The organism is Synechococcus sp. H70.2 (genome assembly GCF_047462275.1).
In the GTDB taxonomy this organism is placed as follows: Bacteria; Cyanobacteriota; Cyanobacteriia; order Thermostichales; family Thermostichaceae; genus Thermostichus.
Genome location: NZ_JANSIU010000003.1, coordinates 153,211 through 173,063 on the forward strand (window position 1 = coordinate 153,211; position 19,853 = coordinate 173,063).

Annotated in this window: 22 protein-coding genes and 1 pseudogene; 8 read left to right on the plus strand and 15 right to left on the minus strand. The window is 58.3% G+C overall.

Annotated elements, in window-relative coordinates; translation table 11 throughout:
- Positions 1–2: 2 nt before the first annotated feature.
- The 3 genes and pseudogenes from NW822_RS04430 to rpsP form a co-directional block, all read right to left on the minus strand.
- Positions 3–1,106, minus strand: a complete 1,104-nt coding sequence (locus tag NW822_RS04430) for an ArsA family ATPase (RefSeq protein ID WP_414403648.1) — start codon at positions 1,104–1,106, stop codon at positions 3–5.
- Entirely contained in the window at positions 1,103–1,363 is a 261-nt protein-coding gene (locus NW822_RS04435; protein ID WP_414361468.1) for a KH domain-containing protein, read from the minus strand. Before NW822_RS04435 ends, NW822_RS04430 begins: the two co-directional genes overlap by 4 nt.
- Before the next feature lie 177 nt (positions 1,364–1,540).
- Positions 1,541–1,786: pseudogene (gene rpsP / locus NW822_RS04440) on the minus strand (30S ribosomal protein S16); the annotation flags it as partial.
- Between the two features lie 193 nt (positions 1,787–1,979).
- Between rpsP and NW822_RS04445 the strand changes: the two are divergent.
- Positions 1,980–2,477: a DUF533 domain-containing protein gene (locus NW822_RS04445; RefSeq protein ID WP_414403649.1), complete on the plus strand. Its 498-nt coding sequence runs from the start codon at positions 1,980–1,982 to the stop codon at positions 2,475–2,477.
- Here NW822_RS04445 and NW822_RS04450 read toward each other — a convergent pair.
- Positions 2,474–2,869, minus strand: coding sequence for a metal-sensing transcriptional repressor (locus NW822_RS04450; RefSeq protein ID WP_414361472.1), 396 nt, complete (start codon positions 2,867–2,869; stop codon positions 2,474–2,476). The genes NW822_RS04445 and NW822_RS04450 overlap by 4 nt on opposite strands.
- A 114-nt stretch (positions 2,870–2,983) precedes the next feature.
- Between NW822_RS04450 and sds the strand changes: the two genes are divergently transcribed.
- Positions 2,984–3,955 (plus strand): solanesyl diphosphate synthase, encoded by a 972-nt coding sequence (gene sds, locus NW822_RS04455; protein ID WP_414361474.1) that lies wholly within the window; start codon positions 2,984–2,986, stop codon positions 3,953–3,955.
- A gap of 7 nt (positions 3,956–3,962) precedes the next feature.
- Here sds and lepB read toward each other — a convergent pair whose 3' ends face one another.
- Complete coding sequence (gene lepB / locus NW822_RS04460) at positions 3,963–4,649, minus strand: signal peptidase I (RefSeq protein WP_414361476.1); 687 nt, start codon at positions 4,647–4,649, stop codon at positions 3,963–3,965.
- A gap of 131 nt (positions 4,650–4,780) precedes the next feature.
- Between lepB and NW822_RS04465 the strand changes: the two genes are divergently transcribed.
- Complete coding sequence (locus NW822_RS04465) at positions 4,781–5,095, plus strand: hypothetical protein (protein WP_414403650.1); 315 nt, start codon at positions 4,781–4,783, stop codon at positions 5,093–5,095.
- Positions 5,096–5,219: 124 nt separating this feature from the next.
- Here NW822_RS04465 and yidD read toward each other — a convergent pair whose 3' ends face one another.
- Entirely contained in the window at positions 5,220–5,528 is a 309-nt protein-coding gene (gene yidD / locus NW822_RS04470) for a membrane protein insertion efficiency factor YidD (protein ID WP_414403651.1), read from the minus strand.
- A 51-nt stretch (positions 5,529–5,579) separates the two neighbouring features.
- Positions 5,580–6,614: an adenosine deaminase gene (locus tag NW822_RS04475; protein WP_414403652.1), complete on the minus strand. Its 1,035-nt coding sequence runs from the start codon at positions 6,612–6,614 to the stop codon at positions 5,580–5,582.
- Between the two features lie 310 nt (positions 6,615–6,924).
- On the opposite strand from NW822_RS04475, the gene NW822_RS04480 reads away from it, so the two are divergent.
- Complete coding sequence (locus NW822_RS04480; protein ID WP_414403653.1) at positions 6,925–8,538, plus strand: NAD(P)H-quinone oxidoreductase subunit 4; 1,614 nt, start codon at positions 6,925–6,927, stop codon at positions 8,536–8,538.
- 49 nt (positions 8,539–8,587) lie between these two features.
- Here NW822_RS04480 and NW822_RS04485 read toward each other — a convergent pair whose 3' ends face one another.
- Complete coding sequence (locus NW822_RS04485; RefSeq protein ID WP_414403654.1) at positions 8,588–9,178, minus strand: Uma2 family endonuclease; 591 nt, start codon at positions 9,176–9,178, stop codon at positions 8,588–8,590.
- A 33-nt stretch (positions 9,179–9,211) separates the two neighbouring features.
- Positions 9,212–9,961, minus strand: coding sequence for a rhomboid family intramembrane serine protease (locus NW822_RS04490; RefSeq protein ID WP_414403655.1), 750 nt, complete (start codon positions 9,959–9,961; stop codon positions 9,212–9,214).
- Between the two features lie 138 nt (positions 9,962–10,099).
- Here NW822_RS04490 and NW822_RS04495 point away from each other — a divergent pair, with 138 nt between their 5' ends.
- The gene (locus NW822_RS04495) at positions 10,100–10,774 is read left to right on the plus strand and encodes a response regulator transcription factor (protein ID WP_414361489.1); all 675 of its coding nucleotides are present in this window, start codon (positions 10,100–10,102) and stop codon (positions 10,772–10,774) included.
- 128 nt (positions 10,775–10,902) lie between these two features.
- On the opposite strand, the gene NW822_RS04500 is transcribed toward NW822_RS04495, so the two are convergent.
- The 5 genes from NW822_RS04500 to NW822_RS04520 are packed head-to-tail and all read right to left on the minus strand — an operon-like array spanning position 10,903 to position 14,836.
- A complete protein-coding gene (locus NW822_RS04500) occupies positions 10,903–12,090 on the minus strand; it encodes a GNAT family N-acetyltransferase (RefSeq protein ID WP_414361491.1) in 1,188 nt (395 codons plus the stop codon).
- A 44-nt stretch (positions 12,091–12,134) separates the two neighbouring features.
- Positions 12,135–12,782 carry an LON peptidase substrate-binding domain-containing protein gene (locus NW822_RS04505; protein ID WP_414403656.1) on the minus strand — a complete coding sequence of 216 codons (648 nt, stop codon included), beginning with the start codon at positions 12,780–12,782 and terminating at the stop codon, positions 12,135–12,137.
- 52 nt (positions 12,783–12,834) lie between these two features.
- Positions 12,835–13,362 carry a crossover junction endodeoxyribonuclease RuvC gene (ruvC, locus tag NW822_RS04510; protein ID WP_414403657.1) on the minus strand — a complete coding sequence of 176 codons (528 nt, stop codon included), beginning with the start codon at positions 13,360–13,362 and terminating at the stop codon, positions 12,835–12,837.
- Entirely contained in the window at positions 13,319–13,846 is a 528-nt protein-coding gene (pgsA, locus tag NW822_RS04515; protein ID WP_414403729.1) for a CDP-diacylglycerol--glycerol-3-phosphate 3-phosphatidyltransferase, read from the minus strand. The genes ruvC and pgsA overlap by 44 nt, the downstream gene beginning before the upstream one ends.
- Before the next feature lie 57 nt (positions 13,847–13,903).
- On the minus strand, positions 13,904–14,836 hold the full coding sequence (locus NW822_RS04520) for a nucleoside hydrolase (RefSeq protein ID WP_414361496.1): 933 nt from the start codon (positions 14,834–14,836) through the stop codon (positions 13,904–13,906).
- 129 nt (positions 14,837–14,965) lie between these two features.
- Between NW822_RS04520 and NW822_RS04525 the strand changes: the two genes are divergently transcribed.
- The 3 genes from NW822_RS04525 to kaiC are packed head-to-tail and all read left to right on the plus strand — an operon-like array spanning position 14,966 to position 17,882.
- Positions 14,966–15,952, plus strand: a complete 987-nt coding sequence (locus tag NW822_RS04525) for a circadian clock protein KaiA (RefSeq protein WP_414403658.1) — start codon at positions 14,966–14,968, stop codon at positions 15,950–15,952.
- Between the two features lie 2 nt (positions 15,953–15,954).
- The gene (kaiB, locus tag NW822_RS04530; protein ID WP_414361499.1) at positions 15,955–16,257 is read left to right on the plus strand and encodes a circadian clock protein KaiB; all 303 of its coding nucleotides are present in this window, start codon (positions 15,955–15,957) and stop codon (positions 16,255–16,257) included.
- 23 nt (positions 16,258–16,280) lie between these two features.
- Positions 16,281–17,882 (plus strand): circadian clock protein KaiC, encoded by a 1,602-nt coding sequence (kaiC, locus tag NW822_RS04535; RefSeq protein WP_414403659.1) that lies wholly within the window; start codon positions 16,281–16,283, stop codon positions 17,880–17,882.
- A gap of 8 nt (positions 17,883–17,890) precedes the next feature.
- Here kaiC and glmS read toward each other — a convergent pair whose 3' ends face one another.
- Positions 17,891–19,738: a glutamine--fructose-6-phosphate transaminase (isomerizing) gene (gene glmS / locus NW822_RS04540; protein ID WP_414361502.1), complete on the minus strand. Its 1,848-nt coding sequence runs from the start codon at positions 19,736–19,738 to the stop codon at positions 17,891–17,893.
- Positions 19,739–19,853 lie beyond the last annotated feature (115 nt).

Genomic DNA, 19,853 nt, shown 5'->3' on the forward strand with positions numbered 1-19,853 from the left:
CTCTAGGCAAAGCTGATGATCAAGAAGGGCTCCTGAAACTTGGCTCCGCTTACCTGCCGGCCTGCCAGGGTGGGGGGCAAGCACAAGTTGCGCCGCTGATCCCCGGCGGTGATGGTCAGTTCTGGCCCAGATTGGCTTAGCTCGATTTGGGCTTTGCTAAAGCCGGGAAGAAACAGCTTCACAGTGCCGGATCCCTCGTCAATGGCTACAGGCGGCGGCACTTCGGGCACGGCAAAGATCCCACTTACCGCTTCCTCCAACGCTGACCAGTCAGATCCCTGGCGCTGCGGCAGGGTGCGCACCGGCAGAGGAGAAAACTCAGCCGCCGACACCTCTCCAGGAACCAGCGGCATGACCCAGAGGCCAGCCACTGTCAGTCCCACCATTTGGGCACTGCCCCAGAGGTAGCGAGCAGTCTGCACGGCCATCGGATCCGGGGTGGTTACCAAGTGGGCCAACACGCGGCGCGGATTGGCAAGAGCACGGCGCCCCTCTTCGAAGAGGTTAGTCATCCCCCCCAGGCGAGTTAGCAAATCCTCTAAGGACGAGAACTCCAGTGTTGTTACAGAGCGTAGCAGCGGCTCGACGAAGGGAAGGAGAGTTTTGGCCAAATCGGATTGGAGGAAAGCCTGGGAAGCTCGCCGCCAGTACCAACTGGCCACCTCCGGGATGCCAAAAGCCCGCAAGGTGGTCAGATCCCCCGGGCCATCGTAGAGGATGCAGTCGTATTGACCGCTGGCCTCGTAGCGGCGCAGGGCTTCCAGAGCCAGAGCCTGATCCATCCCTGGCAACACCCCCAGCTCTTGCCCGTAGATCTCTTGGAAAAGGGGAGTGCGCAGGTATTGAGCTCCCAGCTCTTTGGCCGCCGTCCAGTACCGCTCCAGAAGCTGGGTTGTGCGCAGCTGCACTACGTCCAAATTGGCAGCAATGGTTACCGGCTCGCCAGAAAGTGGGATCCCACCTAGAAGCATCTCCAACCCCGGCCCCGCCTGATGGCCCACTAGCAGCACCCGCCGCCCCTGCTGGGCTGCTGCCCGCGCCACGGCCACAGCTAGAGTGCTTCGGCCTGTACCCCCCTTCCCCAAGAAGGTCAGGATCTGGCTCATTCTCGCTCTCCTGACTCGCCGTAGATGTCGATGTACAGGGATTGCCCTGCCAACTGGGCCGCCGCTGTCATCACCTGCCGAATGGCCTGCAAGGTACGCCCACCTCGCCCCAACACCCGACCGCGATCTTTGGGATCAAAGGCTAGCCGCAACCAGACCTTGCGTCCTCCACAGGTGGTTTCCACATCTGTCTGCAGGGGGCCGCTGCTAAGGAGCGGCTCAATCAAAAGATGGGCAAGGGTCTCGTAATCTGGCATGGGAGGCAAAACTCAACCTAACCGCCAGCGTAGCTGAACCTAGGCCTCAGTGGCCTCCTCAGGCTGAGGTGTTTCCTCTGCCTGCTCTGCCTTCTCGCCAGATTCCTCGGGAGGGAGCCCGGCTTCAGACTTGGCAATGGCTGGAATACGAATCGAGGCCACCACGCCACCCTCACCGGCCTTCAACATCTCATAGATGCCAGCCTTTCTAAGGAGGCTGTCTACCGTATCCGTGGGCTTGGCACCGCGCCGCAGCCACTTGAGTAGGCCCGCTGTCTCCAGAACCGTCTCCTTGGTACGTGGGTTATAGTAGCCCAACTCCTCCAGCGGGCGACCTTCTCGGCGAGACCTACTGTCAATAGCAATGATGCGATAGCTGGGTTGGTGCTTTTTTCCAAAACGCTTGAGCCGCAACTTAACCATGGGGTATCTGCTCCTTGGAGATGCTCCGCAAGCCGTGTGGAGTTGTCTAGGAAACAGAAATCGACCACCTCGCCACTGCTGCAGGTCTCTTCCTAGAGGCTGGGTCGGCTGGTCGATCAACACAGGCTTTCTATTCTAGTCAATTTCCCCCCTACCAGCAAAAGTGCCGACTCAAGCCCAGAGAAGGATCTTCATGGCAAAGTTGAAGAGGAAACCCAAGGCTACCCACAGTTCCATGATTACCTACAGCGACTTGACCGAAGAGCAGCGCCAGCTCTACCTCAAAGCCCTGATTGCAGTAGCCCGCGCGGACGGCCATCTAGATGAAGAGGAAACCCACTTCTTTCTACGGATTGCTGAAGGAATGGGCATTGACAAGGAGGTCGCTCAGGGCTACCTGGCGGAGGAGACGGGCCCAATCCTCGACATTGGCCAGATTCCTCCTCTACACAATGCAGCCGGGGCTTTAATCCTCCGCGATCTGGCAGCGATGGCGGTGGTCAACAATGAGCTGGGAGAAAAAGAAGAGGACCTGATTTTTGCAATCGGCAAGGCCATGCAGTTTAGCCAGGAGGAGATCAATGAGTTCCTCGACTGGGCCTTCATGGGCCTGCAGTGGCAACTGAAAAGTGCCGCTCTGCTGCAGCGGTATGCCCAGACTCCTGCCAGCAACACCGCCGCCATGCCCTAGCTGAGGTAGTGATCCAGAGCCCGCTGCAACTCTTCCAGCTCCACCTCAAGGTTACCGCTCTCAACGGCATGGCGGATGCAGTGGCGGATGTGATCGTTGAGGATAAGCCGCGCCAGCCGATCCAGGGCCCCCTTGACGGCGGCAATTTGTAGCAGCACATCCGGGCAGGGTTGATCCTCCTCAATCATGGCGCGGATCCCGCGCACATGCCCCTCAATGCGAGCCAGGCGGTGAATGAGCTTGCGCCGTGATTGGGGAGTGTGGCGGTGAGGCTGGGCCCGCCCCGAGAGGGGGGGGCGCTCCAGCGCTAGTTCCCACTCCTCCTCCCAATCGGGTTCTCCAGGGGGCGGAGGAGTAGAGCCAGTCTGAAGCGGGGGGATAGGATCGGTCATAAGAGAGGTAGAGAACTGTCTGCATGATACCGCTTGCTTTTCCCCAAGCAGGTGGAGGTGCTCTACAATAAGGGGAGATATGAAATTTTGTAAATCCTCTCATCGCTTGGCTTCATGACCTCTGTACTCTCCCCCTTTGGCCCCGTAGAAGCGGATCTAGAGCGTTTGCGCCAGAACTTGGCGCGGCTAGTTAGCGCCAAACACCCCATTCTGGCCATGGCTGCTGAACATCTGTTTTCAGTGGGGGGGAAAGGGATCCGACCAGCAATTGTGCTCCTGATTGCGCGGGCCACTACGCCCGATGGGGAGATCACCCCCCAGCATTGGCGCCTGGCGGAAATTACCGAGATGATCCACACCGCCAGCCTGGTGCACGACGACGTCATTGACACTGCTACGGTGCGGCGCGGCGTCAACACAGTCAACACCCTTTTCGATAACCGGGTGGCGGTGCTGGCAGGGGATTACCTGTTTGGGCAGGCAGCCTGGTACTTGGCCAACCTGGACAATCTGGAGGTAGTGAAGCTCCTGTCCAAAGTCATCATGGACCTGCCAGAGGGAGAGGTGCGCCAGAGCCTCTCTCGCTTTGATCCCGACGTATCCCTGGAAGAGTACCTGGCCAAAACCTTCTACAAAACCGCTTCCCTGATTTCTGGCAGTGCTAAGGCAGCGGGTCTCCTGAGCGGGGTTAGTCCCGAGGTGGCCGATCGCCTCTTTGACTTCGGCCGCGACCTAGGCATTGCCTTCCAAATCGTAGACGATCTGCTGGATTTCACCGCCTCGGCGGAGAGGCTCGGCAAGCCAGTGGGATCCGACCTTATCCAAGGCAACCTGACAGCACCCGTTTTGTTTGCTCTAGAGGAGTTCCCGCAGATGCGGGAGCTCATCCTCCGAGAGCTGGCCGAGCCCCAGGATCTCCAGCAGGTCTTGGAGTGGGTCTACCAAAGTGAGGGGATCCCGCGCTCCCGCCAGTTGGCGCGCGACTATGCCCAACGGGCGGCCGAGGCCCTGGAGGTTCTGCCGGACTCTGAAGCACGCCAGGCTTTGTTTCAGATGGTGGAGTATGTCCTTGAGCGGCCTTGCTAGGAGGTTGCTACGGGGATAGGCTTGAGGCTTGAGCTGCCGCTGCAGAGAGCTCAGGATAGGTGGGCGGGGTGAAAAAGCGCAGGCGGTGAGGTGGCCAAAAGCGAAAGATGGTGTTGCCGATAATGTTTTCTTTCGGCAAAAAGCCCCAGATGTGTGAGTCCTGGCTATCGTTGCGGTTGTCCCCCATGACAAAGTAAGAGTTAGGAGGGACAACAAATTCAGATCCCTGGTTGGGCACACCAGGGCAGCGCTCGCCGGGGCAGGAGTAGTCGGGGGGAGCGTAGATGTAGTTCTCCTGGAGCGGAATGCCGTTGACGATCACCTTGCCCTCGGCAATGCGAATGCGATCCCCTGGCAGGCCAATCACCCGCTTGATGTAGGCCCCGTCGAAGTTCAGCTTGGCAGGTGGGTAGAAGACAATGATATCGCCGCGTCTGGGGGCGCTGAAGCGGTAGCTGACCTTCTCCACCACCAGCCGATCCCCTTCTTCCAAGGTGGGCAGCATGGAATCCGAGGGGATCCAGCGCGCCTCCGCCACAAAGGTGCGAATGCCAAAGGCCAACAGGAGCGCCAGCACTACTGTCAGCAGGTTCTCCCGCTGGGTCTGCCACCAGGTGCGGGATTCCAAGGTGGCAGGGGTTTTCCTCGCTGACGACTCGGCCTTGGGCGGAGAAGTTGGATCTTTGGACGGCATGGCGGCTAGTGCACAAGACTGCCCGCTCTCAAGATTATCGCACCCAGCTCAACAGAATGGGAGGCCGTCCCCTTCAGCTTGTACTGGATAGCGGAGGGTAGCATAGAATTGGTGCCTTGCTGTGAGCCCCCATGACGATTTCAACAGAAGAGCGCCTGGAGCGGCTCGAGCGCTTGGCTGAGACCAACAGCCAGGCAATAGCTCGCCTCAGCCAACAACAAGGGGAGATTCTGGATCGGATCGATCGGCTTGCAGGAGATACCCAAAAGCTCTCGGAGGGCGTCGAGAAAATGTCAGGCGACCTGGAAAAACTGACTTTTAAATTCGACACCGCTCAGAGCAGCGGAGAACGGCTAGAACGTCTAGCCACCAGCCTCATTGCTGGGGCCACCATCAGCATTATTGCCGGAGTCATTTTGGTGCTGTTGCGGGAGGGATCCCGCTAGAAAAAAGCCGCTGGGTTCGCAGAAGGGGGGAGCCAGCAAAACCCAGCAGAGTACCTTGGTAACCCTCCGTCCCGCTACCCCGGACAGTGCCGAAAGCCAGTCAGTAAGCGGAACTAGGAACTGTCTAGGGGCGTCTTGACAGCGCCTTTACGAGTCCAACGGTGGACCCATCTCGGCGGGGGCGACAGTCAGATGCGGATCCTGGCAAGTCGGGCACCGGGTCGTAGCCCCCCGGATGCCAAGGGTGACAGCGGCAGAGGCGGCGGATCCCTAGCCAACTGCCTCGGATGGCACCGTAGCGCCGCACCGCTTCCAGGGTGTATTGGGAGCAGGTGGGGTAGTAGCGACAGGCAGGTGGTAGCAGAGGGGAGATGGCCACCTGGTAACCTCGGATTAGGACAATCAGGCCACGGGTCAAGAGATGTTCCAACATGAGCAAGCCCCTGCCTGGGTGGAGGCGTCAAGCAAGCAATCCCACTCTGGTCTACAAAGCTACCAAGGAAGTTGATGCCGACCGCTGGAGCTCTGACAACAACAAGGCTGGGTACTCTTTGTAAGGCCAAGCAAAAGCGTGGCGAAAAGCCGCCTCCTGACAACGCTTGAGCTGCTCAAAATCAATGATGTCGTGGGTCAGTAGGTTCTCGTACTCAAACGGCAGGCGCACATTGTGCAGGCCGGCGTTGTCAGTGCAGATAGCAATATCCACCCCTGCCGCAAAGCAGCGGTCGAAGACAATCTTGAGAGGCTCCAAACTGGGCAGCGTCCCTGTCTTCAAGTAAGTGGTAGGGCAAACTTCCAGACATTGGCCCCGCCGTGCTAGCTCTGGCAGGAGCTCTGGGTAGTGGAGAGGGATCTGAATACCATGGCCAATCCGCAGAACGTAGGGCAGCAGCTCTGGATAGCAGCCATCCAGCGTCTCATAGAGGTGGGCAGTAGTTTTGAGGCCGCGGGCCAGGGCATACTTGAAGAGCTCAATCCACTCGTCCAGCCGCTCCCTGTAGGCCTTATCTCCGCCGGCCAGGTCAATGCCACTCACATACTCCGACTCAGCGGCTGCCTCAACCATGGCACGGTTGATGTGGCTAGGCAGGCGGGAGTGCAAACACACAATCTGCGTGGTGATGATGGGATATTCTCGCTGCTGGCAGGCCTGCCCCACTATCTCAATGACTTGCCGCATCTGCTTGAGGCGATCTGCCTCGTCGAGGCTGGGGTCCGTGCGCAGGTAGGGGGTGTAGCGAATTTCTAGATAGGCCAAGTCTTCAAAGACATAGGCCCCTCGAATGAGGCGGTAGATGAAATAGGGTAAGCTTTCTAGGGTCTGCACCTGCTCCACCAGCGTGTGCAGCTCTAGGTACTCCTCCAGGGTGTTGCGGGGGCGGGTGTAAAATTCCTCAAATTCGGCGTAGTCGGGAAAGCGCTCCGCCAAGGGAGAGCCATGGCGGTGCAAATAGCGCCATAGGATCCTAGGAACAACTGAGCCGCCCAGGTGGCGGTGCAACTCCGCATGCAGTGCCATCTTTGAGCCTCTCCTAGCTGTCTGCAGGAGACAGATCTGGCTTGAATTGTTAAGAACTACTTCTACTCTAGCGGCGGTAGCCTTGTCCAGGGACGAGCGCGCATGGCCAGGGAGGTTATCCCTCCCCGGGGATGCAGTTTTCTGGAGCAGCGATCCCGGCTAGAAGCAAAGGGGGACAACTGGGAAAGCGCCTTAAGATAGTCCTGGGGGTTGTTGAGTGAAGAGACTCAGGGGCCTCCCAGGAGAGGGAGGTCTGCTGCAGCTGACGTCCCTTCCCCAATATGAACTTGGCGTAACCGAGGTTCCCTTCATGGCGCTGCCTAGCTTGTACGAGTTTCCTTGGCTAACCACGGTCATCGTCTACCCGGTGGTAGCTGCTCTCTTTATCCCGTTGATCCCGGCGCCGGCCGGGGATCCCAGCACCCGCGCCTATGCCCAAAAGTTGGCAGAGCGGATCCGCTGGTTTGCCCTGTTTGTTGCGGTCACTGACCTGCTGATTCTGCTAGCGGGTTTCTATGTCGGCTACGACCCCGCTCAGGCCGGGCTGCAATTGCTGGAGCGTTACCCCTGGGTGCCGCAGGTGGGCTTGAGCTGGTCGGTGGGGGCAGATGGCCTTTCCATGCCGCTCATTTTGCTCACAGCTTTTGTAACCACGCTTGCCATCTTGGCCGCTTGGCCGGTTACCCTCAAGCCGCGCCTATTTTACTTTCTCATGTTGGCCATGTACGGCGGGCAGATTGGGGTGTTCGCCGTGCAGGACATGTTGCTGTTCTTCCTAATGTGGGAGCTGGAGCTGATCCCGGTGTATTTGCTCCTCTCTATTTGGGGGGGGTATCACCGCCTCTATGCGGCTACCAAGTTCATTCTCTACACTGCCCTCAGCTCGCTGTTTATCCTGGTGGCGGGCCTGGCCATGGCCTTCTACGGGGATCCCATCAGCTTTGACATGACGGATCTGGCCCATAAGGCCTATCCGCTAAACTTGCAGGTGCTGCTGTACGGGGCCTTCCTGATTGCCTACGGAGTAAAGCTGCCCATTTTCCCCCTGCACACCTGGCTGCCCGATGCCCACGGCGAAGCCACGGCGCCAGTTCACATGTTGCTGGCCGGGATCCTGCTCAAGATGGGGGGCTATGCCCTAATGCGCATGAACGCGGGCATGCTGCCGGATGCCCATCTCTACTTTGCGCCGGTCTTAATCGTGCTGGGGGTGGTGAACATTATCTTTGCCGCCCTCACCTCCTTTGCCCAGCGCAACCTCAAGCGCAAGATTGCCTACTCCTCCATTAGCCACATGGGCTTTGTCCTCATCGGGATTGGATCCCTGACGGAGACCGGCATGAGCGGCGCCATGCTGCAGATGATCTCCCACGGGCTAATTGGGGCCAGCCTATTCTTCTTGGTGGGGGCCACCTACGACCGCACCCATACGCTGGAGCTGGAGGAAATGGGCGGCGTTGGCCTGAAGATGCCCAAGATTTTCTCCATGTTCACCGCCTGCTCGCTGGCCTCTCTGGCCCTGCCTGGCATGAGCGGCTTTGTGGCTGAGCTGATGGTCTTTATCGGCATGGCCACCAGCGATGCCTACTCCCTTCCCTTCCGGCTGGTGGTGGTTTTCTTAGCAGCTGTCGGGGTGATCCTGACTCCCATCTACCTGCTGTCAATGCTGCGCCAGATTTTCTTTGGGCCAGAAAACAAAGAGCTCACCGCCCACGAAGAATTGGTGGATGCCGAGCCGCGGGAGGTGTTCATCATTGCCTGTTTGCTTATCCCTGTCATTGGCATTGGGCTGTATCCCAAGCTGGTGACCAGCCTCTACGACCAGTCCACCAATGCCCTGGTGGCTCTACTGCGGCAGGAACTGGCCTCCGCTGGTCCAGCAGTTGCCCAAGCCCCTGCCCTTTACACCCCTGAGCCAAATTGAGGAGAGGGAAGCTGGGGCAGCTCGTCGGCAGGACACGCCGCTGGCGTAGCTAGCCTTGGCTTTTTTCTCCACTGGCTTGAACTCGCATCCAGCCAAACAACGTTCCAACCGTCAGTTGGATCGTTTGGGCAAAAGCGGGAACGGGGATAACCTCTTGTGGATCCTCATGCACTGTTGGCTGCTGTCCGGCAGGATAGGCGAAAACGACCCTTTCTTCGGGAGCTACGATCCACCCCATCTGGCAGCCGTGGGCCAAGCCAATCAAGATTTTTTTGACCAGCTTCGTTTGATTTTGATCGGGAGAGAGAATCTCGATCACCCAATCTGGGCAAAAGGGTATGAGGTTTTGAATGGTGCCATCCTCATCCACAGGGATCCGATCCCAGGCAATGACAGAGATATCGGGCACAATGGCATAGCCGGCAAAGGTGGAGCGCAATTCTGGAAATGCCCATCCGAGGCGTTTGGGTTTGAGGTTTGCGTTGATAAAAGAAGTTAGCTCCCCCTGCAGTAGGCTGTGCTTTCCCTGTGGCATGGGCTTCTGGATAATCTCTCCCTCAATGAATTCGCTGGCGGGCTGAGTTTCTGGCTGCCGCAGAAACTCTTCCAGAGTTAGGGGCTTGGCAGACAGACTGACCATAATTTGCTCCTATCAAGCTGGCCTCTGAATGATCTAATCAAACGGATCTCTGTCGCGCTGTCGCAGAGTGGCTTGGTAGTCGTAGGGGCTCTTGCCGGAAAACAAACCCATCAGCGGCCCTAAGATGGCCCCAAACACAAAGCCGCCTGCATGGGCCCAGTAGGCGATCCCTCCACCCTCCATGCCAATATTGATAGGAGTCTGCAAGCTGGCAATACCATAAAACGCCTGTTGCACAAACCAAAAACCTAGGAATACCCAGGCAGGAATGTAGACGGTTGTGGTAAAAATGCCCAGGGGTACCAGAGTTAGGATCTCCGCCTGCGGGAAACGCAAGATATAAGCTCCCAACACCCCTGCGATGGCCCCACTTGCTCCTAGAGAGGGAATGGTGGACTCCATATCGAAAAACCACTGGGCTAGGGCGGCCAAGGCTCCACAAGTTAGGTAAAAAATGAGGTAGCGCACGTGGCCCAGGCGATCCTCAACATTGTTGCCAAAGACCCACAAAAAGAGCATGTTGCCGCCGAGATGCAGAAAGCCCCCATGCAAAAATTGTGAGGTAAATAGAGTTATCCATTCGGGGCGCAGCGAAGAGATGGCCTCCCCCCGAAAGCTGGCCGTCAGTTCTGCTGGCACCACTGCCCACTCTCGGAAAAAAACTACCAGTTCTCGCGGCGATAGGGTAAGCTCATACACAAAAACCAGGATATTGATAAGCACTAGGGTGTAGGTGACGTAGGCGGTGCGGGTGGTTGGGTTGCGATCCTGCAGGGGTACCACGGTTAGGGGTCGGTCGACATCACTCTCTAGCCTAGCTGGATATGCCTTTCCCAGCCAAACTTAAGGCTACACTGGGGTAGCTTGCTGGTAGGATCCCTAGACTGCAAGGTGTAGCAGGGGAGCTGAAGGAAGGAATCGATGTCTGAAGTTGAGAGTCGAACTGCCCCGCTCAAGTTTTTGGTGGTCGAGGATCATCCTGAGGTTGCTCAAAACAATTGCGAGTGGCTACAGCGGATTGCAGCCGAGGCCCAGTGTATTGCCGTTTCCAATCCGATGGACGCCATCCGGCGGTTGCAGCGGGAGCAGCCAGACTTGGTGGTGGCCGACTTGCTCTATGGTCAAAGCAGCGGCGAGCAGTCTGCTGAGCCAGGTCTAGAGTTGTTGCGCCATATTTTCGAGAACTACCCCACCCTTAACGTGATGGTTTACTCCAGCGAGCCCTTGCTGCTAACCCCCCTGGTGGACCTAATTAGCAAGCACCAGGGTGGATTTGCCGCCGTCAACAAAATGGAGCGGCGCAGCGTCTTTTTGGAAGGAGCCAAAAGTGCTCTCAACGGGGAATTGCGCATGCCGCGAGAGTTGCGGGGCCTAACGAGGCTAACGGAGCGGGAAATCGAGGTCTTGAACCTGCTCTGCAAGGAGGCCCTCACCGACCAGGCTATTGCTGACCGCATCCACACCAGCAAAAAGACTGTACAAAACTGTATTCAAAGGCTCAAAGAAAAGCTCGATATTTTTGGATCTGAGGATGAAATCAACGCTCGCGTTGCCCTGTGTATGGCAGCCGTTCAGAAAAAGCTTATCCAGTGGTAAACCTAGAGGACTTCCAAGCGCTCTAAGATCCTGGCTTGCCTGTCCCCAACTTCCCTGCTGCTGGAGCAAAGAGCCTAGGGCTCAAGACAAGCTAGATACGCCCCCTTCCCACCTCCCAAAAGGGCCCCTTATCTCTGGGTCAAGGCTGACAAAGAGGGCAAAACGTCTTCTCGAAAGGGAACCTCGTTTTGATTTACCCTCTCCAGCTCAGCCAACATGAGAGGGTTGACGCGGTTCAGATAGGGGATCAGAACCTGTTTTAGCCTGGGGCGGTAGAAACGGTGGTAGCTATACACGGGGGTGGCTGGAAATCCCCGCCGAATCTTGTGGGATCCCCCAGCCCCGGGGTCGAAGTTGCGGATCCCTTCCCGGATGGCCAGGGCAATGGGCTCGTAATAGCAAACATTAAAGTGCAAAAACTTCACCTCTTCCCGGCAGCCCCAGTAGCGCCCAAAGAGGCGATCCCCTTTGCGAACACAGAAAGACATTCCTATCACTTGCGAGTCTCGCTCCCCGGCTACTAGCACCAGTCGCTGGCAGTAGTTAGGATAGAGGGATTCAAAAAAACGGCGGTTAAGGTATTTGCTCCAGTTCCAAAATTGAGCACAGGTATTGCTATAGAAGTCGTACATGAGAGAGAGGAGGCGTGGCGTAATTTCCTCACCGGTGTAGATCTTGAGTTCTATGCCACTTTTTTCCATTGCGGCTCGCTCTCGTTTGATATTGCGCCGCTGGTTAGCATTGAACTGGCTTAAAAAATCTTCGTAAGAGCGATAGCCAGGATTGTGCCACTGGTAATTGTGGGTAATTCGGGGAGTAAACCCATCAGCTTCTAGTTGGGATCGCCACTCCAAATCCACATAGAGCAGGCTAAACACAGAAATGTCGTTATCTTGGCAGAAGCGATCGATGGCAGCCAACATCAAGGGCCACACTTCTGCTTCCGAGTAGTCTGGATGGACGAGAATGCGATAGCCGGTGGCCGGCGTAAAAGGAGCCATGCCAATGAGCTTAGGGTAGTAGCGTTCTCCCAGTTGGGCGGCAACCGCAGCCCACTCCTGGTCGAAGACAAATTCGCCTTGGCTATGACTTTTCAAATACAAGGGGGCCGCCGCAATCGGTTGCCCCCCTGCCTCCACCAGGAGGTGACAAGGCAGCCAACCCGTCTTGGGGCTGGCACAGCCGGAAGCCTCTAAGCTGTACAGCCACTCGTATTCCAAAAAGGGAGAGGTGCGCTCCGTCTGCAGGGCGTGCCAGGCAGAAGCGGGGATCTGGCGGATATCGTGGCACCAGCGCACTTGCAAGCCCGTCGACATTTACCTGCTCCGCTTTTTGGCAACCTCAACTCTCCGAGGCTAGCTCAAGAACTCTTGGAAAAGAGGTCCTTAAGGGCAGTGCGAGCAGCTAGGTGCTTGCGGGTCGCTTCCAGGATCTCGACTTCCCGCCGCAGCCGAGCTTCTGTGCTAACCATTTCCAGCAGCGCTTGCTGCTCGCGAGGGGCTCCATGGAAGTGACTGGCAACCCAGTAGGATAGCTCTGTAGGGTTAGTGGGCAACGGGTCCGGCAGCACTGCCTCCCGTTCCATCAGTTTGCTGGAGAGGCGTACCACATCTTGAAGCAGGGTAGAAACCTGATTGACCAAGTCTTGGAGATCGCCCTGAGGGGGCTCGTCCTCTATCCACTCCACCAATCCAATCCGGAAAGGCTTTTCTCGCCTGTAGTTCAGCACGCGGAAGCGCTGCCGTCCCACGGTCAAAATATCCATGCGGTCGTCTGGCAGCCTTTGCACCTGGACGACCTCCGCACAACAGCCCACTTGGACAGGGGAGCCCTTCTGGGGATCGAACATCAGCACCCCAAAGCACCGATCCGTCTCCAGGATGGTGTTGAGCATCATGCGGTAGCGGTACTCAAAAATGTGCAGCGGCAGGGGACGGCCCGGAAACAGCACCACCTCTGGCAAGGGAAATAGGGGCAGCTCGCGAACGTCCACAGAAGAGAAAGGCATAGGGCTTTTGCAGGTTGCGCTCCTAATCTAGTCTAGCGATCCCAAAAGAGCCCTAGGCAAAGCGGTGGTGCCAGAGGGTGAGGGCAATAGCTAGGGCATCGGCAGCATCGTCGGGGCGGGGCAGGCTGGGCAAGTTGAGCTCGCGGGCCACGGCAGCCTGGATGGCCTGTTTGTCAGCGCGGCCGTAGCCTGTGAGGCTTTGCTTCACTTGGGCAGGGGTAAACTCCACCGGCGCCAGGTGATGCTGGGCCAAGACGAGCAGGATTACCCCCCGCGCCTGGGCAATGGGAATGGTGTTGCCCATTTTGTAGAAAAAGAGTTTTTCCAGGGCCACCTGCTGAGGCTGCAGCTGCCGCAGGAGCTCCCTTAAATCCTCGTAGAGAGTCTGCAGCCTTTCGTGGAGGGGCTGATCCCCAGGAGTGCTGATTACGCCATAGTCCAAGGACTGGAGGCCGTCGGAGCTTGCCAGGATACAGCCAAAACCCACCCTCCCTAAGCCTGGGTCAAGGCCAAGGATGCGCTGCTCGGGGAGGTTGTCAGGCCAGAGAGTCTTTTGTGGAGGAGGGAGTTGCGGCGGCATGGTTGCTGCGCAGGTAGATCAGCCCCGAAATTAAGGTAAGGGCCACCGCTACCCAAAAACAGGGGATCCCAGCCGGCCAATTCAGAATTAGCAGGGAAATGGCCAGAATTTGGGCAGCTGTCTTGGCTTTGCCCCAGAGATTGGCGCCGCGAACCTGACCTTGGTTGGCTCGCCACCCAGCAATGGCCAGCTCTCGCCCCACCACCAAGAAGACCCCCCAGGCAGGGATCCGTCCCAGCTCCACTAGGCCCAATAGCGGCGCCAGCACCAGCAGCTTATCCACCAAGGGATCCAAGACCTTGCCCAAGTCGGTAACTAGGCCATAGCGACGGGCCAGCTGGCCGTCTAGCCAATCGGTGACCGCCGCTAGCAGAAACGCCCAGAAGGCTAGTCTTTCCCCCTGGGGGGATCCGAGGTGCAGCCCCAACAGGATAAAGGGGATCCCTGCCAGCCGCAGTAGAGTAATGGCAGTGGGCAAGTTCAACCACGCCGGTTTGCCAAAGAGAGCTAGGGGAGTCTGGCTCATCTTTTCCTCTTTCACCTAGCGGTAGCGGCCCAGGCGCTCGGTGAGCAGGCGGTAGAATCCCTCTGCATCCACCCCAAAGGCCACCTGCACGTTGGCCGGGCGGCCGCTAAGGCCCCAGCGATCCACCACTGTCCGGCCTAGGTTGAGCGGGCTGACGGTGTCCACCTCTACGTAGCAGGGTTTGAGCTCAAACAACTGCGGCTGCAACAGGTAAGCGATGACACAGGGATCGTGCAGGGGCCCTCCTGGCAGGCCGTAGCGCTGGACATCAAACTTGCCGTAGAAGGTAAGCATGTTGGCTACCGTTTGCCCAACACGGGTGCCTAGGGCGCGGATGCGCTCAATCCGCTCTGGGGTGCTGAGGACCTGTTGGGTGACGTTGAGGCCGAGCATGACCACTTCGGGGATCCCGGCACTGAGGACAATCTGGGCAGCGTGGGGATCAGTGAGGATGTTGAACTCGGCAGCAGGAGTAACGTTGCCTTCAAAAGCGGATCCTCCCATAAACACCAGCCGTCCGATGCGCTCCACAATCTGGGGCTGCTGCACCAGGGCCACCGCCAGGTTGGTCATCGGGCCCAGAAGCGCCACCGTAACCGGCTGCTGCGCCCCCCTCAGCGTCTCAACGAGAAATTGCACGGCGTGCCGGGATCCCAGCGGCATCTGCGGCTCTGGCAAATTCGCCCCGTCGATCCCGCTCTTGCCGTGCACCTCCTCAGCCGTTTTCAACGGGCGCAACAACGGGCGGGGACAGCCGGCGTAGACCCCCATCTGCGGACAACCGGCCAACTCGCAGATCTGCCGGGCATTGCGGCTGGTTTTCTCCAGAGAGACATTGCCAGCTACCGTGGTAATGCCCAGTACCTCTAGCTCAGGCGAGGCCAGCGCCAGCAGCAGGGCTACAGCATCGTCTTGGCCAGGGTCACAATCGATAATCAAAGGCAGCATGAGGTCCTAGAAGCTATCCACCCCCCAGTGTAGGCCTCTTGAGTAGCTAGCGCTGGGGGCCGAGGCAGATTTCAGGCAGGTTTAGAAAGATTTAAGATCTCAGAGACGGTTCTTAATCGTTATATCCTGTTGAAGCCCAGCGCCCATCCGCTGCACATTCGCTTCTTACTTGCATGGGAGCCAGCCGAGGAAAAGCAGCTGGCGCTAGAGGCTTTGCTGTCGCCAGACCGGTTTGTCATTGAGGTCTTCCCCGATCCGCAGTCTCTCCTAGAAGCCCTGCAACAGGAGGAGAGCCATCCAGACTGCCTAGTGTTCTTGGTAGCGCTGGAGCGGCTACCCCTGCTGGAGGGGCTAGGCCACCAGCTCTGCAGGCAGGGGTTGCTGTTGCCAACAGTGGTGGCTATAGTTGCGGAGACACCAGAGAGCCAACTCGAAAACGCGGCCAACCCCTCTGCAGAGCCCCTTTCCCCCGAGGCTAGAGCTTGGCTAAAGCGAGAGCAATTTTTCTACCATAACGCCACCCTAGTTCGCCTAGTCTCCCCCCAAGAGCTGCTTTGCCCCCCGACTGCGGCTTCCCCTTCCACCTTGGAGCTGCTCATCAGTCGGGCCATTGCCTTCTTTCTCCAGGTTTCTCCCCTCTGCAGCTTACCGCCAGCCCAGCCTCACCCTGAGGATCAGTCCTACCTAGCCCACAGCCACCGGCAGCAGCAGCGGCTGGCAGAAAAGCTGAGAGAACGGCTGGGCTATGCTGGGGTGTACTACCATCGGGATCCCGCCCTGTTTTATCGCCACCTGCCCCCTGCAGAGCAACAGGCCCTCCTGCGGCGGCTGCGCAATCTTTACCAGGCCATTGTCTTGGAGTATTTTCAGTCTCCTGAGACGGTCAACGCCCGCATTGACGAGCTGGTGGCGCTTGCTTTTTTTGCCGACATCGGTGCTGCCCAACTGCTGGAGTTGCACATGAACCTAATGGAGGATTTTGCTAAGCAACTAAGGTTGGAAGGTCGCAGCGAAGAGATCCTGCTGGATTACCGCCTTACCCTTATCGACGTGATGGCTCACCTAAGCGAAATGTACCGCCGCTCCCTTCCCAAGCCTGCTCCCAGGGATCCCTAACTATGTCCAGTCCCAAAGCCTATGTCCTAAAGCTTTATGTGGCGGGCAACACCCCCACTTCTCTGCGCGCCCTCAACACCTTGCAAGACATCCTGGAAAAGGAGTTCCGCGGTGTGTACAGCCTGAAGGTGATCGATGTTTTGAAGAACCCGCAGCTGGCAGAGGAGGATAAGATCTTGGCAACACCGACCTTGGCCAAAATTCTGCCGCCGCCGGTGCGCAAGATTATTGGCGATTTGTCCAACCGCGAGAAGGTGCTCATCGGCCTAGATCTGCTCTGCCAAGAAGCAGACGAAGAGGATTAAGACAAATTACGGGAGAGAGTGGGATGAGCCAGCCATTGGGACCCTCTGAGCCGGAAAACCTGCAGGACCCTGCTGCCGAGGGGATCCTACCCAGCTGCCGCAACGGCAGCCCCGAGCTGCGCGGGATCCCCAAAAAGCAAACGGGCATTGAAGGTTTTGAAGACATCAGCCATGGCGGGCTGCCCCTGGGGCGCACCACCTTGGTTAGCGGCACCTCGGGCACTGGCAAGACGCTGTTTGCTTTGCAGTTTCTCTACAACGGCATTGTCAAGTACCAAGAGCCAGGGATCTTCGTTACCTTTGAGGAAACCCCTGCTGACATTATCCGCAACGCCTCCAGCTTTGGCTGGGATCTGCAGGCCCTCATTGACAAAGGCCAGCTCTTCATTCTGGATGCCTCCCCGGATCCAGAGGGCTACGAAGTAAGCGGCAACTTCGATTTATCAGCCCTCATCGAGCGCATTCAATATGCCATCCGCAAATACAAGGCCAAGCGGGTTGCCATCGACTCGGTAACAGCCATCTTTCAGCAATACGAGCCTGCCGGCGTGGTGCGGCGGGAGCTTTTCCGCCTAACGGCCCGCCTCAAGCAGGCCAACGTCACCACTGTCATGACTACCGAGCGCACCGAAGAGTACGGCCCCATTGCCCGCTACGGGGTGGAGGAATTTGTCTCCGACAACGTGGTGATCCTGCGCAACATCCTGGAGGGCGAGAAGCGGCGGCGCACCATTGAGATCTTGAAGCTGCGTGGCACCACCCACATGAAGGGGGAATATCCCTTTACCATCACCAACGAGGGGATCAGCATCTTCCCCCTGGGGGCGATGCAACTCACGCAGCGCTCCTCCAATGTGCGCATCTCTTCTGGGATTGAGAAGCTAGACGAGATGTGCGGCGGCGGCTTCTTCAAGGACTCAATTATCCTGGCCACCGGTGCCACGGGAACCGGCAAGACTTCGCTGGTGAGCAAGTTTCTCGAGCGGGGCTGCCTGAACGGAGAGCGCTGCCTCCTCTTTGCCTATGAAGAGTCGCGGGCGCAGCTTTCCCGCAATGCCTCCTCCTGGGGCATTGACCTGGAGGGGTTTGAACGGCAGGGCCTCCTCAAGATCATTTGCACCTACCCGGAGTCGGCCGGTCTGGAAGACCACCTGCAGCGGATCAAAGCGGAGATGATGGCCTTCAAGCCTTCCCGCATGGCCATCGACTCCCTCTCAGCGCTGGCGCGGGGCGTGAGCCAAGACGCTTTTCGGCAGTTTGTAATTGGTGTAACTAGCCTAGCCAAGCAGGAGGAGATTACTGGCTTTTTCACCAATACTACTGACCAATTCATGGGATCCCATTCCATCACCGAGTCCCACATCTCCACCATTACCGACACGATTATTCTGCTGCAGTATGTGGAGATTCGGGGCGAGATGGCGCGGGCCCTCAACGTCTTCAAAATGCGGGGATCCTGGCACGACAAGGGCATCCGCGAGTACGTCATCTCCAATTCGGGTATTGAAATTCGCGATTCCTTCCGCGGCTACGAGCGGATTATCAGTGGCTCCCCGACTCGAATCAGTGTGGATGAGAGAAGTGAGCTTTCTCGAATTGTGCAAAATGTGCAATCGCTCGATTAAAGGAGCAGCTATTCTACCGTAACTGACTTAGCCAGATTACGCGGCTGATCCACGTCAGCCCCCCGGCGGAGGGCCATGGCGTAGGCAAACAACTGCAGGGGGATGACATTCAAAACTGAGGCCAGCAGAGGTGTGGTGCTGGGCACCTCGATGACGTGGTCGGCTTTTTCCCGGACCTGGGTATCTTCCGGATTGATCAGGGCAATGACTCGCCCGCCCCGTGCCCGCACCTGCTCGATGTTGGAGAGCATTTTTTCGTAGACGGGATCGCGGGTGGCAATACACACCACCGGCATGCGCTCGTCGATGAGGGCAATGGGGCCATGCTTCATCTCCCCTGCTGGGTAGCCCTCGGCGTGGATGTAGCTGACCTCTTTCATCTTTAGCGCCCCCTCCAGGGCAATGGGGGCATTGACCCAGCGGCCCAGATAAAGCATGTCGGTGACGTGGTGGTACTGCTCGGCCAACTGCTCGTAGAGGGCGGCGTCTTTTAGCAGGAGGCTAATCTTGCTCGGCAGCTCGATGAGAGCTTGCAGGTGGGATCGGATCTGGGCGGGGCTGAGGATCCCTTTGGCCTGGGCCAGTTGCAGGGCCAGCAGGTACCCTGCCACCAGCATGCCGGTAAACACCTTGGTGGAGGCAACGGCAATCTCCGGCCCGGCGTGGAGGTAGATGACCCCCGCATCCGCCAGGCGCGTGGCCTGGGAGCCAATGGCGTTGACAATGGCCAGGGTGGGGATCCCTTGGGTGCGGGCCTCGCTCATGGCTGCTAGCGTATCCACCGTCTCACCGGACTGGGTGAGGGCTACAAGCAGGTCGTGGGGACGCAGCACCGGCTGGCGGTAGCGAAATTCGGAAGCATAGTCCACCTGCACCGGGATGCGAGCCAGGCTCTCAATGAAGTACTTGAGCACCAGACAGGCATGCCAGGCAGTGCCGCAGGCCACGGCATGAATCTGCTCCACCTGGGCCAGCTGCGCCTCCGTCAGGGCCAGTCCCTCCAGGTTCACCCGCCCCCTTTCCAGATCCGTCCGCCCCCGCAGCGTCTCAGTGATGGTGCGCGGCTGCTCATGGATCTCTTTTTGCATGAAGTGCTTGTAGCCCCCCTTGGCCGCCGAGACGGGATCCCAGGCCACGGTGAGGGGGGGTTTGCGCAGCTCTTCGCCGGTAATGCGTAGGTAGCGCACGCTGGAGGCAGTGAGGATGGCCATCTCCCCATCTTCCAGAAACACCACCCTGCGGGTGTGGCGGATGATGGCGGGCAGATCCGAGGCAACAAAATTTTCCCCTTCTCCTTCGCCAATTACTACAGCCCCCGCATTACCCAAGCGGGCGGCGATTAGCCGATCCGGCACCTCCCGATCCAAAGCCACCACAGCATTTCCCCCCCGCAGTCGTTCCATCACCTTGGCAAAGGCCACCTCAAAAGATCCCAGCTCCTCAGTGTAGAAGCCGAGGAGTTGGGCGATGACTTCGGTATCGGTCTGGGAGCGAAAGGCAACCCCTCGCTGCAGAAGCTCCTCCTTCAGCTCCAGGTAGTTCTCCACAATGCCGTTTTGGATAACCACAATGCGGCCGCGGGCATCACAGTGGGGGTGGGCATTTTCCTCACTGACACCGCCGTGGGTGGCCCAGCGGGTGTGGCCGATCCCTACCTTGGCTGTGGGCATGTTGGTAGTGAGTTTCACCAGCAAGTTGTGCAGCTTGCCAGTGGCCCGCACAATCCTCAAGCCCTCTTCTGGATCCACTGTGGCAATACCGGCGGAGTCATAGCCGCGATACTCCAAGGTGCGCAAGCCCTCCACCAGAATGGGGGCAGCCCACTGAAAGCCCACATAGCCGACAATGCCACACATTCCTCACACCTCAACCCTGCTCGCGTCAGCGGTGGGGAGCACCCCATTGGCAAAGCCTACCCCAGCTTCGGGAACCCATCAATGGTTTCTGCGGCCGCCGGCGGGTGGCCAGCGT

Excerpts from the sequence above, each read along its gene's own strand:
- NW822_RS04505 (WP_414403656.1), bottom strand. The coding sequence starts at position 12,782 with ATGCCTTTCTCTTCTGTGGACGTTCGCGAGCTGCCCCTATTTCCCTTG.
- NW822_RS04480 (WP_414403653.1), top strand. The coding sequence starts at position 6,925 with ATGGCGCTGCCTAGCTTGTACGAGTTTCCTTGGCTAACCACGGTCATC.
- NW822_RS04430 (WP_414403648.1), bottom strand. The coding sequence starts at position 1,106 with ATGAGCCAGATCCTGACCTTCTTGGGGAAGGGGGGTACAGGCCGAAGC.
- NW822_RS04450 (WP_414361472.1), bottom strand. The coding sequence starts at position 2,869 with ATGACCGATCCTATCCCCCCGCTTCAGACTGGCTCTACTCCTCCGCCC.
- NW822_RS04435 (WP_414361468.1), bottom strand. The coding sequence starts at position 1,363 with ATGCCAGATTACGAGACCCTTGCCCATCTTTTGATTGAGCCGCTCCTT.
- kaiB (WP_414361499.1), top strand. The coding sequence starts at position 15,955 with ATGTCCAGTCCCAAAGCCTATGTCCTAAAGCTTTATGTGGCGGGCAAC.
- NW822_RS04475 (WP_414403652.1), bottom strand. The coding sequence starts at position 6,614 with ATGGCACTGCATGCGGAGTTGCACCGCCACCTGGGCGGCTCAGTTGTT.
- sds (WP_414361474.1), top strand. The coding sequence starts at position 2,984 with ATGACCTCTGTACTCTCCCCCTTTGGCCCCGTAGAAGCGGATCTAGAG.
- yidD (WP_414403651.1), bottom strand. The coding sequence starts at position 5,528 with ATGTTGGAACATCTCTTGACCCGTGGCCTGATTGTCCTAATCCGAGGT.
- kaiC (WP_414403659.1), top strand. The coding sequence starts at position 16,281 with ATGAGCCAGCCATTGGGACCCTCTGAGCCGGAAAACCTGCAGGACCCT.
- NW822_RS04520 (WP_414361496.1), bottom strand. The coding sequence starts at position 14,836 with ATGCTGCCTTTGATTATCGATTGTGACCCTGGCCAAGACGATGCTGTA.
- NW822_RS04485 (WP_414403654.1), bottom strand. The coding sequence starts at position 9,178 with ATGGTCAGTCTGTCTGCCAAGCCCCTAACTCTGGAAGAGTTTCTGCGG.
- NW822_RS04445 (WP_414403649.1), top strand. The coding sequence starts at position 1,980 with ATGGCAAAGTTGAAGAGGAAACCCAAGGCTACCCACAGTTCCATGATT.
- ruvC (WP_414403657.1), bottom strand. The coding sequence starts at position 13,362 with ATGCCGCCGCAACTCCCTCCTCCACAAAAGACTCTCTGGCCTGACAAC.
- NW822_RS04500 (WP_414361491.1), bottom strand. The coding sequence starts at position 12,090 with ATGTCGACGGGCTTGCAAGTGCGCTGGTGCCACGATATCCGCCAGATC.
- glmS (WP_414361502.1), bottom strand. The coding sequence starts at position 19,738 with ATGTGTGGCATTGTCGGCTATGTGGGCTTTCAGTGGGCTGCCCCCATT.
- NW822_RS04465 (WP_414403650.1), top strand. The coding sequence starts at position 4,781 with ATGACGATTTCAACAGAAGAGCGCCTGGAGCGGCTCGAGCGCTTGGCT.
- NW822_RS04495 (WP_414361489.1), top strand. The coding sequence starts at position 10,100 with ATGTCTGAAGTTGAGAGTCGAACTGCCCCGCTCAAGTTTTTGGTGGTC.
- lepB (WP_414361476.1), bottom strand. The coding sequence starts at position 4,649 with ATGCCGTCCAAAGATCCAACTTCTCCGCCCAAGGCCGAGTCGTCAGCG.